This window comes from Myxococcota bacterium (assembly GCA_039030075.1).
Classification (GTDB): Bacteria; Myxococcota_A; UBA9160; order UBA9160; family SMWR01; genus JAHEJV01.
The window spans coordinates 1-12,999 of sequence record JBCCEW010000035.1; the positions used below are offsets into that span (position 1 = coordinate 1).

Here is a 12,999-nt window from a genome sequence, read left to right on the forward strand (position 1 = left end):
GCTCGGGTTCAGCGGGCTGGGCTCGGGTTCAGCGGGCTGGGCTCGGGTTCAGCGGGCTGGGCTCGGGCTCAGCGGGCTGGGCTCGGGCTCAGCCCGCCGCGATCGCCTCGCGGCAACCGGTTTCGTCGAGCAGGGCATCCAGGCCCGGGTTGCGCGCCGCCGCGTACTTCGCGCGCAGCGCCACGAGCGACTTCGCGTGGTACTTCTGGGGCTTCTGGGTCCAGGTGCGCCCGGCGAGTTCGACGCTGAACTCCTCGGCGCCGTCCGCGAGCGCCGCGGCGTTGGCGACGCTCCAGGGGAGGAAGAGCGTTCCGACCTGGGACCGGAGGAACGGCGTGAGCGTCGGGGCCAGGCTCGCCCAACCCTCGAACGCGCCTTCGTCCTTCGGCTCCAGCATCCGCTCGATCCAGGGGAGGAGCCGCGGCGTGTGCTCGCGGAGGAACGCCCCCGCCGTCGGATCGGTGAAGGCGTTGTAGACCTGTCCCCAGAGCCCGAAGTCGCCGAATGCAGGCCGACCGCCAAACAGATAGGGGCGATCCGCGAGGTGCGCGTCGAGCAGACGAACGCCCTCCTGGAAGGACTCCTCGATCTGGGGACCCGTCTGGGGGCTGCTGCCGACGAACCAGACACGCCCCAGCATGCGTTCGCGCAGCCCGGCCGCGGCGTCGGCGAAGGGCGCTCCCTCGACCCCGGGCATCATGCTCGCGACCAACCGCTCCGACGCCGAGACCTGATCGGCTTCGCGCGCCCAGCGGTAGTGGAACATCCACTTGTTGCCCCACTCGTCGCCGAACTCCTCGAGCAGCGCCGAGACGAAGGCGGCGATGGAGTCGTCCGGGTGGATCGACGGTTCGGGATGCGCCGCTTCGAAGGTCTCGAGGATGGGCGTCGAGTCCTGTTGGACGCTCCCATCGGAGCCGACGACCAGCGGGATGATCGGCAGCTTCGCGTGCTGCTGATACTCCCCCATCGTCGACTGGTCGCGGACCACCCACTCGTGGGGAATCTGCTTGTAGCGGAAGTAGGAGCGGACCTTCACCGAGTACGGGGAAAGCTCGACTCCGAAGATGCGGTAGTGGGTGTCGCTGGCCATGCGCGTCTGCCTCCGGGTGGGGACGCGCGAGTATCGCACGGCGCACCACCCGGGAGGCAAGCGCACGAACGCTACGGCCTCAGCAGCAGCGCTCGACCGTCTGGAGCTCGTTCGGGTCGAAGCCGCCGAAGCTCTCGCTGTGCTCGCGGATCCGATACCACTCCCAGGCGAGACCGTCGGGAGACTGGGTCCACACCTTCCCCGCCCGTGCGTAGCAGCAGGTGGTGTCTTCCTCGACGCGATGGGCCAGGCCCGCTTCCTGTACGCGGGTGACCGCAGCGTCGAGATCCGCCTCCTCGGGCACTTCGACTCCGAGATGATTGAGCGACTCGTCGGCGGTCTTGTTCTCGAAGAGCACGAGCTTGAGCGGAGGCGATTCCACTTCGAAGTTCGCGTAGCCGGGCTTGCGCTTGTGCACCTCGGTCGCGAAGAGCTTGCGGTAGAACTCGATCGCGGCCTCGAGGTCGCTCACGTTGAGTGCCAGTTGCAGACGCATGCGGGGTCTCCTGTGCGCGGGGGCGCGTTTCTCATTTCTATATTTCGATAATAATCAAAATAAAGGCTGCGTCAAGCGGGCGCTCGTTCGGGACGGCCTCGCGGCCCTAGCGCCGGCCGAGCAGGAGCGAAACGACCGCGTCGGCGTGGGCTTCGACGGCGGCTTCGGTGGTCGGGTCTTCTCCGCTGGCCGCCTTGGCTTCCGGGGCCTGGCTGAAGATCAGCCCCGCGGCGCCCACCATGATGTAGTAGAGCGACAGGGGCGGAATCGGCGGCCCGCCGCGTTGCTTGCCGAGCTCTTCGAGCCTTGGAACCAGCGCTTCGTAGATCGGGCGCACGTGCCGCTTCACCAACCAACGCATGCGCGCCCCGTTGCGCTTGCCCTCGTCGTTCATCAGGCGGATGAACTCGGGATTCCGGGACGTGAAATGCACGAAGCGCCGCACCAGCCGCTCGGTCTCGGCCGCGGCCACGTCCTGGTTCGCTGCGGCGTCTCCGAGTTCCCCGGTCAACTCTTCGAAGCAGCGGTCGACGGCGGCCTTCCAGAGCTCCTCTTTGCTCGAGAAGTAGTACCGGATGAGGCCGTGGTTGGCGCCGGCCCGCTCGGCGATCTCCCGGGTCGTGGCTCCATCGAAGCCCCGCTCGGCGAAGGTCTGGAGCGCAGCCGAGAGAATCCGGCCGCGGCGCCCCTCGTCTGCGACGTCCTGCTCCGCGACTGCCGACCGTCTCCCCGCCACCCGACTGACCTCGTTCCAGGGCATTTCCCCCAAACGGGGCTTGCCGACCGGGGGCGAGCTTATACGATTGGATAAGCCCATGCTCGACCCGGGAACCGATCCCAGGAGGCCCGATGCAACTCGATTCGGATGGCGTCACGACCCGCGAGGTCCTCGATTGGAAGGGTCTGCACCTGCTGCACTTCCAGGCGAGCTCCTGCTCTCAGAAGGTGCGGATCCTGCTGGCGGAGAAGGGACTCGACTGGGAATCACACCCGGTCGACCTGATCCGCCACGAGAACACCCACCCCTGGTTCGTGGGCATCAACCCGCGCGGCGTCGTGCCGGTGTTGGTGCACGACGGCGTCGTCCACATCGAGAGCAACGACATCCTGGCGTACCTCGATGCCTTGCCGTCCGAGGCGTCGCCCTTCTTTCCCCAGGACGCCGCCGAAGGCGAGCGGGCGAAAACCTCACTCGAGCTCGAAGACGGGCTCCACATGGACCTGCGGACGATCACGATGGGTTTCCTGGTTCCGGCGACCCTCGCGAAGAAGCCGCCCGCCACCCTCGAGCGGTTCGCCCAGGCCGGCGTAGAAGACGAGAAGCGGGCCATCGAAGTGCGGTGGTGGCGCGACTTTGCCGACCAGGGCATCACGCGCCAGCAGGGCCGCGCGTCGGGTGCCGCCTTCGGTCGTGCCTTCGAAACCCTCGAAAGCTGGCTCGCGGACGGCGAGTGGCTGCTCGGGGATCGTCTCTCGGTCCTCGAGATCGCGTGGTTCATCTCGGTGCACCGACTCGCGGGCGCGGGGTACCCGCTCGAGCGACACCCGAAGCTCGCCGCGCTCTACGCCCGGCTCCTGGAACGCCCCGCGTTCGCGCGCGAGGTCGAAAGCCGCGGGCTGCCCGGCCTGGCGCTCCAGGCCTACGGCTGGTTCCGCAAGCTCACGGGCACGACGCTGCGCGAGGCGATGCGCTGAGCTCAGCGCGCCGAGAAGCGGCGCATCACCAGGCTCATCGCCGGACGCAGCGCGCGCCCGAGCCAGCGCTGCCAGCCCGCCAGTGCCGGCGTGTTCCCGGCGGACCCGAACGCGTCGATGCCGAGTTCTTCGCGCACGTCCGCGCTGAGCATCGCAACCGGCGTGTCGAGGGGAATGCCCGTGCCGTCGGCGATCCGCACCATCCGCGAGAAGTTGCCGATCACGGCCGCGGCGTCGACGACCGCTGCGTCACCGAGTTCGGTCGCCACCGCTTCGCGCGCGCGTTTCGCGTCGCCCGCGTCTCCGCGCACCGCCGCTTCGACGAACCCGATCAGCGCCTCTCCGCCCGGAACTCCCGACCCGGCCGCACGCGCGCCGTCGGTCACGGCGAGCAGATCCGGGCTCTCTCCCTGCAGCGCGCTGCTCTCACGGAGCAGCATGGTGTGTGCCGACGTTCAGTAGAAGCACTCATTGAGCGCCGAGACGCGGCCCGCGACCAGTTCGATCTGCGAGCGTGAGAGTGCGCGCCCGGTATTCGCACCGAGATTGCCGAGACGTTCGTGGGGCAGATACTGGGCCGAGCTCAGGGTGCTGAGCATCCGCACGTTGCTGGGCACCTGGCTCAGCGCACGCAGCACGTTCGGAATCTGGGGCAGCGGCGGGAAGAGATCCTCGTAGGGCCCGACCGCGGCCGCCTTGTCGAGGGTGGCGACGTACCCCGGCCCCGGCACCAGGCCGGCGGGAACTTCCCCGGTGGGCTCGCCGGCCACGGGCGCGGGCAGCGGCTCGGGTGCCAGGCCGAGCGCGCGGTGGAACGCATCGATCGAGATCGACATGACGACCACGCCGAGCAGCTCGACGTAGGCGCCCTCGGACAAACCAGCCGCCAGCGTGCGGTCGAGCCACCCCTTCGAAATCCTCGACGCGTCCGTCACGATCCGGTGGATCGCCTCGCTCGCCGCCTCGGGAAGCTCCCCCGACACGTCGTAGTCGCGCTCGACGGCGCTCGGCGAGAGCGGGAGGACGCCGCCGCGACGGAGGAAGTCTTCCTTGGCCAGTCGGGCCTCGGCCACGATCGCGACGCGCTGGGCGCCGGTCCAGAACGAGCCCGGCGCAGCAATCCAGTCCCACGCCTTGCGGAACGCGTCGGCCAGATCGGACCGGATCGGGTAGGGAGCGTCGGAGTAGTCGAAGGCCATGTCCACAGGGTCCGACGACCCCTGCAAAGAGTCAAGCACGGGAGCCGGAGGCTCCTCCGCCAGACGCGGCGGGGGGATCCTTCAGTTCGATCAGCAGCTCGTAGTACGGCTCTTCGCCCACGTTGCGTGCCCGCTCGACGCCGCCCCGAGGGATGTAGAAGTGCTGACCGGGCACGACGTCGGCTTCGAGGTATTCGGCGTAGGGAGACTGGGTGCGCGGATCCGGGACGACGGCCATCCGGTCGCCGGTGATCTGGACCAGGATGTGGTCGAGGTGGTGCTGGTGCAGCGGGCCCTCTTCGCCCGGTGCGAGGCGCATCTCCCAGATCTTCACGCGCTCGTTCTCGAACAAGAGCCGCGACGCAACATCGGCCGTGGGTTCGGATGCTTCGGACATGGCCATCCTCCGGTGTCAGTAGCCCTGCTCGACGTCCACCCGGTATGCGAGCGGTTCGTCGTTCAGGAAGTGAGTGAGATTCTCGAGGAACGGATCGAGCAATCGGTCGAGTGCGCCCGGTCCGTTCCAGGAACAGTGCGGGGACAACCGCACGCGCGGGTGGGTGTAGAGCCAATGGCCGGCGGGGAGCGGCTCGGGCGTCACCGTGTCGAGGGAAGCGAGCGCGACCCGACCGGAGTCGAGGGCCGCACGCAGTGCGTCCTGATCGACGAGGCCGCCGCGCGCGACGTTGATGAGATGCACGCCTTCCTTGATGCGCGCGAAGGTGTCCTGGCCCAGGAGCCCCCGCGTCGCCGGCGTGTACGGTGCCGCGACCACCAGGTGGTCGGCTTCGGCCAGGAGCGCGTCGAACGACACGATCTCGACCCCGTCGAGGTCCGACGGCTGGGTAGAGCGGCGGTGCGCCAACACCCGCATGCCGAAGGGCAGTGCGCGCTCGGCCGTCGCCCGCGCGATGCCCCCGAAGCCGAGCAAGCCGAGGGTCCGTCCGTCGAGCCCCCCGAGATCGAAGCGGTTCCAGCGCTCGGGAGCCTCTTCGATCCACACATCGGGCAGACGCTTCTCGGCGGCCAACAGCATCGCCATCACCCACTCGGAGATCGGGGTCGCGCTGGCGCCGCGGGAACAGGTGAGCGGCACGTCGCCGAGTTCCGCGAACGGAAACGCGTTGACCCCGGTGCCGTAGGCGTGCACCCAGCGCACGCCGCAGCGCAGCAGCGCTCCGAGGTTCGGGCTGCCCCACGCCTGCGTGAGCAGTACGTCGCCGACGAGCCCCGGTTCGAGCGCGCCTTCTTCCGGCACGACTTCGACGGCGATGTCGGGGAAGCGCTCTCGCAATGGCGCGAGCAATCCGAGCGGGAAGTGACTGAGGATGCGAAGGGGATGCGAACTCACGCGGTGCTCTCTGGCTTCTTGCTGGCCTCGCACGCACGGGTCATGCTGCGCGCATGGAAATGTTGGTCGGGGACATCGTGCGTCGCAACGCGGCAGTGGTTCCCGACGACATCGCGGCCTCGCTGGGGGAGCGCACACTCTCGCACCGCGCCCTCGACGCCATGGCGAACCGGCTCGTTCACGGGTTGCGCGCGCAGGGCATCGGGCACGGCGATCGCGTGGTCACCTGGTCGGACACCTGCCTGGAAGTGCTGCCCCTGTTCGTCGCGTGCGCGAAGCTCGGCGCCGTCTTTGCGCCACTGAACGCCCGCTACAGCGCCGACGAAGCGGCGCCCGTGGCCGCCCTGGCGCGACCGGCCCTGCTGGTGAGCGACGCCCAGCGCGCGGCGGCGTCCGAGAGCGTGGCGAAGGCCGCCGACGTTCCGCGCCTCGCCCACCTGGGCGAGTGCGACGGCCCCGGACTCGACCTGACCGCCCTGGCCAGCCAGGCCGACGACAGCGGCTGGGTCGAGCCGGCGCTGCGCGAGGAAGATCCCCAGGTCCTCTTCTTCACGAGCGGCAGCACCGGCCGCCCGAAGGGGGTGGTGCTCTCGCATCGCGCCAACTACCTGCGCGGCTTCCAGGGTGTCTTCCGCGACGTTCCGGAACGCTCGGTCTGCATGTTTCCGCTCTTCCACATGGCCGGCTTCACGCTGTCGATCGCCGCGTGGCAGACGCGGGGCGAGATCGCCCTGGTCGAGTCCGCAGATGCCGACACCTTGCTGGCGACCGTCGAGCGCCGACGCGCGAACCGGCTCTACGCGATCCCAGCGGTGTGGGCGCGCATCCTCGACCACGACCCGAGCCGCTACGACACCTCGAGCCTGCGCGAGGCCGACACGGGCACCTCCGCCGTCCCCATCGAGCTGGTCCGCGCCCTCAAGGAACGCTTTCCCGACAGCGCGACCCGCATCTACTACGGGTCGACCGAAGCCGGCTCGGGAACCACGCTTCCCGACGCCGACGTCTTGCGAAAGCCGGGCAGCGTCGGGCCGGCGTCGCCGGGCGTCGACCTGCGCGTCGCCGACGACGGCGAGATCGTCCTGCGCAGCAAGTATCTCTTCGACGGTTACTTCGACGACCCGGCCACCACCGCCGAAGCGCTGCGCGACGGCTGGTTCCACACCGGCGACCTCGGCGAGCTCGACGACGAGGGCTACCTGCAGGTCGTCGGTCGCAAGAAGGAACTGATCCGCACCGGCGGCGAGAGCGTCGCGCCCTCCGAAGTCGAAGCGGTGGTGCGCGAACACCCGGGCATCGCCGAGGTCGCGATCGTGGGCGTGCCCGATCCGCAGTGGGGCGAGGTGGTGTGCGCCGTGGTCGTGCGCGGGTCGGGACCCCCGCCCGACCTCGACGCGCTGCAGGCGCTCTGCCGCGATCGACTCGCGTCCTTCAAGAAGCCGCGCCGGCTCGTCTTCGTCGACGCCCTGCCCCGGACCGCCGCCACCGGCCAGGTCCAGCGCGCCCTGCTGGTCGAGCAGATCGTCAGCGGCTGATCCCACGCGTCCGCCCCCTCCCGGGACCCCGCCCCGGTCCCGCGAGCGCCGGCGAGACCGGGGGGTTGCTTCGTGTCGCCGGTGAGAATACCATTCTCGCGAATCGAGAACGAGGTTCTCTTCGTGAAATCGAACACTTCGGACGCTCCCGAGGCAGCTCCCGCGGCGCTGGGGCGCTGGGCGCGCCGATCGGCGCGGAGGGCGGGGGCGTCCCGCGCGGCCCGGCACGACGACACCGTGCGCCGCCTGGTCGAGGCGAGCCTCGAACTGATTCGCGAAACGGGCGCGCTCGAGCCCCGCGTCTCCGAGATCCTGCGGCGCGCGGGCCTTTCGAATCAGGCCTTCTACCGCCACTTCGAATCGAAGGACGAGCTGCTCCTGTGTGTGCTCGACGAGGGCGTGCGGATGCTGGGCAGCTATCTCGACCATCGCCTGGACCGTGCGGAGGATCCGGCCGAGCAGGTGCGCCACTGGCTGGAGGGCATCCTCGAGCAGGGCTTGCAAGCCGAAGCAGCCGCGGCGACCCGACCCTTCGCGTGTTCCCGCGCGCGACTCTCGGAACTCTTCCCCGACGAGGTCGCCGCCTCGGAAGCGCGCCTGATCGGGCCGCTGCGGGAACGTCTGGAAAAGGCCGCGCGCGCCGGTTGGCCCGGACACCCCCAGCGAGACGCCGACACGCTCTACACCCTCGCGATGGGCTGGCTGCAGCGCAGCCTCACCCAGCCCGAGCCGCCGACGCGCGACGACGCGACACACCTCGTGCGTTTTGCGCTCGCGGGCCTGGCCCTGGCCACCGACGGAGGCAGCGACTGAGATGGAACGCGCGATCCTCTTCACCGGCATCGGCGGCCAGGGCATCCAGCTCGCCGCACAGATCCTCGCGCGGGCCGCGGTGGCCGAAGGACGGCATGCGCTGCTCTTCGGTTCCTACGGTGGCACGATGCGCGGTGGCCCCACCGACTCGACGCTGCTCGTCGCGGATGCGCCGGTGACGGGGACACCGATCGTGTCCCGCGCCTGGGCCGGCCTGGGCATGCACCCGAGCTTCTTCCCCGCCGTCGCCGCGAAGCTCGAACCGGGCGCTGTGGTGTGCGTGAACGCGTCGCTCTTCGAAGACGGCCTGGCAGAACCCCAGATCGAGCCGCCCTGGCGGGTGTTCTCGGTCGAGGCCACGCGTCTCGCCTCGGAGCTGGGCGCCGGACGCGCGGGGAGCCTGCTCTTGCTCGGCGCCTTCGCCAACGCGACGGCGCTCGTCTCCCTCGACGCGCTGGTCGCCGCCATGGACGCCACGCTGCCCGCCCGACGTCGCGAACACCGCGAGCTCAACGAAGCCGCGCTGCGTCGCGGGTTCGAGGTCACGCCTCACGCGGTGGCTCCCGCCTGGACTTCCTCGGAGCGCGCAGCATGAGCGCCGTGGTGTCCCGCGGAACCGTCACGCTCGCCGCCGACCGCTGCAAGGGTTGCGCCCTGTGCGTCCCCGCCTGCCCGCCGGGCGTGCTGCGCATGTCGGAAACCCACAACGCCCAGGGCTATCCGATTCCCGAGCTGGTGCCGGGCTGTACGGGCTGCGGCGCCTGCCTGCTCGTCTGCCCCGATTTCTGCTTCGAGATCTACCGCTACGAGACGCCCCAGGAACACGAGGTTTCCCCGTGACCGCCGAACTCCTCGAAGGCTCGCTCGCGATCGCCCGCGCAGCGCTGCTCGCGGACTGCCGTTTCTTCGCGGGCTACCCGATGACCCCCTTCACCGAGCTCCTCGAACACATGGCGGAGGCGCTGCCGACGGAAGGCGGCGTGTGCATCAACGCCGAGAGCGAGCTCGAAGCCGTCGGGATGGCCTGGGGCGCGCTGGCCACCGGGGCCCGAGCGGCCACTGGATCGACGGGGCAAGGGCTCGCCCTGATGCAGGAGTCGCTCTCGGAGATCACCCGCGCCGAGCTCCCCCTGGTCGTCTTTCACATGGCGCGCGGCCAGTTCGACTACACCCAGGCGACGCGCGGCGGGGGCCACGGCGACTATCGCCACCTCGTGCTCGCGCCGAGCGACGTGCAGGAAGCCGTCGAGCTCACCCAGCTCGCCTTCCACCTCGCCGATCACTGGCGCAACCCGGTTCAGATCTACGGCGATTTCTTTCTCGCCCACACCTACGAGTCGGTGGAACTCGCCCCCCTCGACCTCCCCGCCCTTCCGGAAAAGGAATGGGCCGTCGACGGACGACTCGGGGGCAGCGGGCGATCGCGAAACCTGAACCCGCTCGGGATGGAGAAGGGTGCGAAGGGCATCGAACCCGAACGCTTCTGGGTGCGCCTCCAGGAAAAGCACGATCGGATGGCCGAGACCGAGATGCGCCACGAGGCGTTCGCCTGCGAGGACGCCGAGCTGGTGATCGTCGCGTTCGGCTCCCTGGCGCGCTTTGCGCGCTCGGTCGTGCAGGAGCTGCGCGCCGAAGGCGTCCGCGTCGGCCTGTTCCGCCCGATCTCGCTCTGGCCCTTCCCGGCGCCGGCCCTGTCCGAAGCCGCCAGCGGGGCACGGCGCGTCGCCGTCCTCGAACAGAACGGGGGCCAGATGATCGACGACGTGCGACTCGCGGTACTCGGACGCGCGCCGGTCGAGGCGATCGGCGGCATCTCGAGCGACGACGCCGGCTTCGGGGTCGGCGATCTCTATGCGCCGGCCGAGATCCGCCGCCGCGTCGAAGCAGCCCTCGCCGCACGAGGAGGCGTGCAGTGAGCGACGACCGCCCCGCCCCGCCGACGGTCCCGATCGACCGGCCGCCCGAGGAGGCGGCGAAGCGCCTGGGTCATTTCCGACCGCGCCTGCTGCTCCACGAAGACCACGACCTGTGCCCAGGCTGCGGCGAACCGGTCGCGATCCGGATCCTGCTGGACGCCATCGAGGAGCTCGGCTGCGCCGAGAGTGCGATCGGGGTGATCGGCATCGGCTGCTACACCGCCTTCACCAGCACCCTCGACGTCGATCTCGTGCAGGCCCTGCACGGTCGCGCACCGTCGGTGGCGACGGGGGCCAAACGCATGCGCCCCGACTGTCTGCTCTTCACGCTCCAGGGCGACGGGGACATGGTGAACGAGGGCCTGCAGGAAGTGCTGCACACGGCCGCCCGCGGTGAAGCGGTCACCTGCGTGCTGCTCAACAACGGCGTGTTCGGCGAGACCGGTGGACACATGACGGCCACCACGACGCTCGGGCAGCGCACGAAGAACAGCCTCGAGGGTCGCGACGCCGCCTACCACGGCCACCCGATCCGCATCGGCGACCTGATCGCCCCGCTCGGCGGCACGGCCTACGCCGCGCGCGGCAGCGTCCACGACGCCGCCTCGGTGGTGAAGACGAAGGCCATGCTGCGCCGCGCCTTCGAAGCCCAGCTCGAGGGGCGCGGCTTCTCGTTCGTCGAGATCCTGACCATGTGCCCGACGGGCTGGTTCGTCCCGACCGCGGAGGGTCCCGACTACCTCGAGAACGTGCTCCGCCCGGTGCACTTCACGGGTGAGCTGAAGAACGCCGAGCGCTGCGTCACCACCGAACAGCTGCTCGAGGAGAACGCCGCCGCCGAACGCGAAGCGGCCGCGCGGGGAGCCCGTCAGCCGGCGAGGTGAGCCTTCGCCATGCCCTCGACCGTCGCGCGGAACTCGCGGACGGTCTCGTCGATGATCTGCGCGACGGGCTCGACGGACCCGATGCGCCCGGCGACCTGCCCCGTGAGTGCGAGCCCGGCCTCGAGATCGCCCTCGAAGTAGACCCCGCGGACCCCGCCCCCGAGCTCTTCCATGGGGTTGCCCTCGCCCGCCTCGAGACGCGTCGAGCGCTCGGTGCGGAGCGCGCGCAGCGCCGGCCCCTTCTCGGGCTTCAGCAGCACCGTGTCGGTCTCGGCGGCCCCGACGATCGCGTGCTTCCAGTTCTCGTGCACCGGCGATTCGGCCGCCGACACCATCCGCGTGCCCATCTGCACGCCTTCGGCGCCGAGCGCGAAGGCGGCTGCCATTGTCGCGCCGTCGCAGATGCCGCCAGCCGCGATGATCGGCACGTCGAGCTTCTCGCGCACCAACGGCAACAGCACCATCGACGAGACTTCGCGGGGGTTCTTGAAGCCGCCGCCCTCGCCACCTTCGACCACCAGACCGTCGACACCCGCGTCGACCGCCTTCTCGGCGGCGCGCAGGGTCGGGACGACGTGGAAGACGGTGAGCCCCGCATCCTTGAGCGGGCGGGTGTACTTCGTCGGACTCCCCGCCGAGGTGGTCACGAAGCGCACGCCCTGTTCGACCACGAAGTCCACGATCGCGGGATCGCGCACGAAGGCCTGGGCGATGTTCACGCCGAAGGGGCGGTCGGTGAGTTCGCGCATCTTGCGGATCTCGCCGCGGATCGCGTCGAGCTCTCCCGAGGAGGTCTCGATGATGCCGAGCGCGCCGGCTTTCGACACGGCCGAGGCCAGCGGCGAACGGGCGATCCAGCCCATGGGGGCCTGCACGATCGGGATGTCGACTCCCAGGAGTCGGGTCACGCGATTGTCGAACATGGGGGCCCTCCGGATGCTCTCGGTCGGAAGTCCGGAGCGGGGCGAGATCCTACCCGGGTGACCCGCTGGCGGCGAACGGGGCCCCCGTTGAGCTTTCGCCCGGTCCGGGCCATTCTGGGGTGGCCCTGCGGGCGCCGCCCGCCAACCGAGGACCCTGGTGAAGCGATTTCTGCCCCACGAAGAACTCGCGCGCGATGTGCGCTTCAAGCGCACGAACTCCCGCAACGAACTGTTCCGCTCGCTCCCCCATGACGCCGACGGGATCGTGCGGGTGCTCGAAGAGGTCGCCCCGAAGATTCGCGAACGGGTCGAGGGCACGGCCCTGGAGCCCGTCTTCGACGACCTCGGTCCCGGCTTCATGATCCTGACGACGGCCGCGGGTGCGGCCCAGACCGTCGACCGCACGCCACTCCAGCTGCGCGCCCAGCTCCACGGCATCTTCGTGGGCGAACTCCAGGCCCTCGAAGCCGCCAGCCGCACGGTCTGGGACTTCCCCGACGCGCCCTGGGAATTCAAGATGAACATGGCGCGGCAGTGCTGGGACGAAGCGCGCCACGTGCAGATCTTCGAGAAGCTGATCGACCACGTCGGCGGCGAGGTCGGCGAGTTCCCCGAGAACACCTTCCTCTACGAGACCTCCTGCGCGGAAGACCCGGTGCTGCGCGTCGCCGGCGTGAACCGCTGCCTCGAAGGCCTCGCCTGCGACGCGTTCCGCGCGCTCATCGAGTACGGGAAGGCGAACGACGACGACGTCGTCGCCCAGGCCTCCGACTTCGTCCTCGCCGACGAGCTCACCCACGTCCGCTTCGGCAGCGACTGGGTGAAGCGCTTCACCGCGGACGACCCGGAGCGCGCCACGCGGGCGAAGGAGTTCCAGCGCGAGACCGATGCGCGCTTCGCCTTCGGCACACGTTCGGTCGCGCGCGAAGAGCGCCTCGAAGCGGGCTTCACCGAAGAGGAGCTCGATGAACTCGACGAGATCCTCGACCAGGGGCCGCCGCGCAGGATCCTGCTCGAAGCGGCCCAGACCCTGATGGAACGCCATCGCGCCCGCAGCCGGGGCGAGGACGTCCCGCCGCTGTCGGCCTAGCCAG

15 protein-coding genes are annotated in these 12,999 nt (G+C 70.0%); 8 read left to right on the forward strand and 7 right to left on the reverse strand.

Annotated elements, in window-relative coordinates; translation table 11 throughout:
• Positions 1–88: 88 nt before the first annotated feature.
• From AAF430_24365 to AAF430_24375, 3 genes are all read right to left on the reverse strand, one after another.
• Complete coding sequence (locus AAF430_24365; GenBank protein MEM7413388.1) at positions 89–1,093, reverse strand: glutathione S-transferase family protein; 1,005 nt, start codon at positions 1,091–1,093, stop codon at positions 89–91.
• Positions 1,094–1,172: 79 nt separating this feature from the next.
• A complete protein-coding gene (locus AAF430_24370; GenBank protein ID MEM7413389.1) occupies positions 1,173–1,589 on the reverse strand; it encodes an ArsI/CadI family heavy metal resistance metalloenzyme in 417 nt (138 codons plus the stop codon).
• Between the two features lie 106 nt (positions 1,590–1,695).
• Positions 1,696–2,325, reverse strand: a complete 630-nt coding sequence (locus tag AAF430_24375) for a TetR/AcrR family transcriptional regulator (GenBank protein ID MEM7413390.1) — start codon at positions 2,323–2,325, stop codon at positions 1,696–1,698.
• Positions 2,326–2,438: 113 nt separating this feature from the next.
• On the opposite strand from AAF430_24375, the gene AAF430_24380 reads away from it, so the two are divergent.
• On the forward strand, positions 2,439–3,284 hold the full coding sequence (locus AAF430_24380) for a glutathione S-transferase family protein (GenBank protein ID MEM7413391.1): 846 nt from the start codon (positions 2,439–2,441) through the stop codon (positions 3,282–3,284).
• A 2-nt stretch (positions 3,285–3,286) separates the two neighbouring features.
• On the opposite strand, the gene AAF430_24385 is transcribed toward AAF430_24380, so the two are convergent.
• From AAF430_24385 to AAF430_24395, 3 genes are read right to left on the reverse strand one after another with little or no spacing between them, the layout of a single operon-like run.
• The gene (locus tag AAF430_24385; protein ID MEM7413392.1) at positions 3,287–4,483 is read right to left on the reverse strand and encodes an alkylhydroperoxidase-related (seleno)protein; all 1,197 of its coding nucleotides are present in this window, start codon (positions 4,481–4,483) and stop codon (positions 3,287–3,289) included.
• Between the two features lie 31 nt (positions 4,484–4,514).
• Positions 4,515–4,880, reverse strand: coding sequence for a hypothetical protein (locus AAF430_24390; GenBank protein MEM7413393.1), 366 nt, complete (start codon positions 4,878–4,880; stop codon positions 4,515–4,517).
• Between the two features lie 15 nt (positions 4,881–4,895).
• The gene (locus tag AAF430_24395; protein ID MEM7413394.1) at positions 4,896–5,834 is read right to left on the reverse strand and encodes an NAD(P)-dependent oxidoreductase; all 939 of its coding nucleotides are present in this window, start codon (positions 5,832–5,834) and stop codon (positions 4,896–4,898) included.
• Between the two features lie 53 nt (positions 5,835–5,887).
• Here AAF430_24395 and AAF430_24400 point away from each other — a divergent pair, with 53 nt between their 5' ends.
• The 6 genes from AAF430_24400 (at position 5,888) to AAF430_24425 (ending at position 10,982) form a co-directional block, all read left to right on the forward strand.
• Positions 5,888–7,369 carry an AMP-binding protein gene (locus AAF430_24400; protein ID MEM7413395.1) on the forward strand — a complete coding sequence of 494 codons (1,482 nt, stop codon included), beginning with the start codon at positions 5,888–5,890 and terminating at the stop codon, positions 7,367–7,369.
• A 123-nt stretch (positions 7,370–7,492) separates the two neighbouring features.
• Entirely contained in the window at positions 7,493–8,182 is a 690-nt protein-coding gene (locus AAF430_24405; GenBank protein ID MEM7413396.1) for a TetR/AcrR family transcriptional regulator, read from the forward strand.
• Position 8,183: 1 nt separating this feature from the next.
• Positions 8,184–8,777 carry a 2-oxoacid:acceptor oxidoreductase family protein gene (locus tag AAF430_24410; protein MEM7413397.1) on the forward strand — a complete coding sequence of 198 codons (594 nt, stop codon included), beginning with the start codon at positions 8,184–8,186 and terminating at the stop codon, positions 8,775–8,777.
• Positions 8,774–9,022 carry a 4Fe-4S dicluster domain-containing protein gene (locus AAF430_24415; protein MEM7413398.1) on the forward strand — a complete coding sequence of 83 codons (249 nt, stop codon included), beginning with the start codon at positions 8,774–8,776 and terminating at the stop codon, positions 9,020–9,022. The genes AAF430_24410 and AAF430_24415 overlap by 4 nt, the downstream gene beginning before the upstream one ends.
• Positions 9,019–10,098 carry a transketolase C-terminal domain-containing protein gene (locus AAF430_24420; GenBank protein ID MEM7413399.1) on the forward strand — a complete coding sequence of 360 codons (1,080 nt, stop codon included), beginning with the start codon at positions 9,019–9,021 and terminating at the stop codon, positions 10,096–10,098. The genes AAF430_24415 and AAF430_24420 overlap by 4 nt, the downstream gene beginning before the upstream one ends.
• On the forward strand, positions 10,095–10,982 hold the full coding sequence (locus AAF430_24425) for a thiamine pyrophosphate-dependent enzyme (GenBank protein ID MEM7413400.1): 888 nt from the start codon (positions 10,095–10,097) through the stop codon (positions 10,980–10,982). Before AAF430_24420 ends, AAF430_24425 begins: the two co-directional genes overlap by 4 nt.
• On the opposite strand, the gene AAF430_24430 is transcribed toward AAF430_24425, so the two are convergent.
• The gene (locus AAF430_24430; protein ID MEM7413401.1) at positions 10,967–11,905 is read right to left on the reverse strand and encodes a nitronate monooxygenase; all 939 of its coding nucleotides are present in this window, start codon (positions 11,903–11,905) and stop codon (positions 10,967–10,969) included. The two genes, AAF430_24425 and AAF430_24430, sit on opposite strands and share 16 nt — an antisense overlap.
• A gap of 157 nt (positions 11,906–12,062) precedes the next feature.
• Here AAF430_24430 and AAF430_24435 point away from each other — a divergent pair, with 157 nt between their 5' ends.
• The gene (locus AAF430_24435) at positions 12,063–12,995 is read left to right on the forward strand and encodes a ferritin-like domain-containing protein (GenBank protein MEM7413402.1); all 933 of its coding nucleotides are present in this window, start codon (positions 12,063–12,065) and stop codon (positions 12,993–12,995) included.
• Positions 12,996–12,999: the final 4 nt, after the last annotated feature.